General features: G+C 75.2%; 2 protein-coding genes and 1 pseudogene. 1 reads left to right on the top strand and 2 read right to left on the bottom strand.

Features of this window, described 5'->3' with window-relative positions:
• Positions 1-16: 16 nt before the first annotated feature.
• Positions 17-707: pseudogene (locus CR470_RS37515) on the top strand (DNA-3-methyladenine glycosylase family protein); the annotation flags it as partial.
• Here CR470_RS37515 and CR470_RS37520 read toward each other — a convergent pair.
• Together CR470_RS37520 and CR470_RS37525 are read right to left on the bottom strand one after the other, a co-directional pair.
• Complete coding sequence (locus CR470_RS37520; RefSeq protein ID WP_097872195.1) at positions 632-1,114, bottom strand: DUF456 domain-containing protein; 483 nt, start codon at positions 1,112-1,114, stop codon at positions 632-634. The pseudogene CR470_RS37515 and the gene CR470_RS37520 sit on opposite strands and share 76 nt — an antisense overlap.
• An 80-nt stretch (positions 1,115-1,194) precedes the next feature.
• Positions 1,195-2,123, bottom strand: a 929-nt coding sequence (locus CR470_RS37525; protein ID WP_097872197.1) for a helix-turn-helix transcriptional regulator, incomplete at its 5' end; no start/stop codon positions are given.

Consider the following 2,123-nt stretch of genomic DNA (forward strand, 5'->3'; position numbering starts at 1 on the left):
TCAGAGATGTCTATAAGAGACAGACGCCGACCCGTACGCCGTGGACGAGGCGCTGGCCGCCGACCCCCGGCTCGCCCCGCTGGTCGCCGCCCGCCCCGGGCTGCGGTCGCCGGGCGCGGCCGACCCGGAGGAGGCCGCGGTGCGGACCCTGGTGGGCCGCGAGGCCGCCGGGGAGCTGGTCGAGCGGTACGGGAAAGCGCTGGACGTGCCGTGCGGCGGGCTCACCCATGTGTTTCCGGAGCCGGACGTGCTCGCCGCCTCCGCCGAGGACCCGGCCCTCGCGGCGCTGGCCGTCGCGCTCGCTGACGGGCGGCTGCGGCTGGACGCCGGGGCCGACCGGGACGCGTCGGAACGGACGCTGCTGACGCTGCCCGGGATCGGCCGGCGCACCGCCGCCCTGATCCGGATGCGGGCGCTCGGCGACCCCGACGTGGACCCGTACGGAACGCCGGGCGCGGAGCGGTGGCGGCCCTGGCGCTCCTACGCCGTGCGCCACCTGGAAGCGGCGCGGGCGGCGGTCCCGAGCTGACTTCGGCCGCCCGGGCCTTCCGTTCGGTTCGGACCGGGCCCGCGAGTCCGGCATGTTCGGAACGAACGGCCCGAGCGCGCCCGGTCGGGCCGGAGCGCCGCGTCAGCCCCAGAGCACCGCGCCCAGCCAGGCGCCCGCCACCAGCAGGCAGCAGAACAGCTCCACCAGAACCGCGTAGCCCGTCGCCCGCATGACCGAGCGCACCGACGTCCAGCCCGCGCCGCTGCTGCCCAGCCGCAGCCGTTCCGCGCCGAAGATGGCCCCCACGTACCCGAGGATCCCGCCGACCACGGGCACGACGAAGAAGCCGACGATCCCCGCGACCCCGCCGATCACCAGGGTGCGGCGAGGGGCCCCGGAGTCGCCCGGGCGGCGCGGTGGCAGCAGCGGTTTGAGGGCCTGGTTCAGCAGCATCAGCGCCGTCGCGCCGATCAGGACGCCCCAGGCGGCCGGCGTCATGTCCGTCAGCGCCCACCACAGCACCGCCGCCCAGACGATCGCCTGACCCGGCACGCCCGGCACCAGCACCCCGACCAGGCCCAGCAGCATGACCAGGCCCACGGCGACGAGCTGCCACACACTCATCTGACCAGCCTGCCGGAGAGTGCCCCGCTCCGCCCGTCAGCGCACCGTGCCCACCGGCATCGACCTGCGCCGACGCCGTCTCAGGCCGGCCCGGTCCGGGCCACCCAGCCACGCTCGTACGCATGCCAGCCCAACTGGAGCCGCGTCGAGACGCCGGTCAGCTCCATCAGGCCCTTGACGCGGCGCTGCACGGTCCGCAGCCCCAGATCCAGCTGCTTGGCCACACTGGCGTCCGTCAGCCCCGCCAGCAGCAGCGAGAGGATCTCCAGGTCCGTGGGATCCGGCCCGACCCCGTCCTCGCGCACCCCGCCGCCGCCCTCGCCCAGCCGCAGCGGCATCGCGTCCCGCCACACCGCCTCGAAGAGGCCCATCAGCGACTCCAGCAGACCGCTGGCGTGCACGACCAGGGCGGCGGGCTCCGCGCCCCGCCCGGTCAGTGGGACCATCGCGAGGCTCCCGTCGGCCACCACCAGCTTCGTCGGCACCCGGTCCACCACCCGGCACTGCTCGTCCCGGCTCAGCGCCGCCGACAGCTCCAGGATCCCGAACGGCGTCGACAGCACCTCGCGCTCGACCACCACCCGGTAGCTCACCCCGCGCGAGGTCGCCCGCTCCTCGGACTCGTTCTCCATCCCGGTCACCGCGATCGGCTTGCCCGTCACCAGGGCGCACACCTCCGACACCGCTCCCAGCTGCAGCTGGTGGAAGCGCTGGGCGACGGCACTCGCCCCCGTCACCACCTCCACCAGGTCGTGCACCGCCGGTTCGCTCGCCTCGGCCCGGTACTCCTCGGCGAGCAGAGCGGACGCCAGCTCCGCCTGCTCCAGCTCGTGCCGCTGCTGGATCAGCAGCGCGCCGAGCGCCACGCCGGGCGGCGCCGCCACCCAGCGGCCAGGCCGTGCCGAGGACTGTGCGGCCAGGCCCTGCTGCTCCAGCCGACGCAGCACCCGTTCGGTGTCCGCCTCGGGCAGCGCCAGCCGGTGCGCGAGCTGTCTCTTATACACATCTC

Origin of the sequence: Streptomyces sp. rh34 (assembly GCF_002551245.1) — a bacterium.
Lineage (GTDB): Bacteria > Actinomycetota > Actinomycetes > Streptomycetales > Streptomycetaceae > Streptomyces.

Excerpts from the sequence above, each read along its gene's own strand:
- CR470_RS37520 (WP_097872195.1), bottom strand. The coding sequence starts at position 1,114 with ATGAGTGTGTGGCAGCTCGTCGCCGTGGGCCTGGTCATGCTGCTGGGC.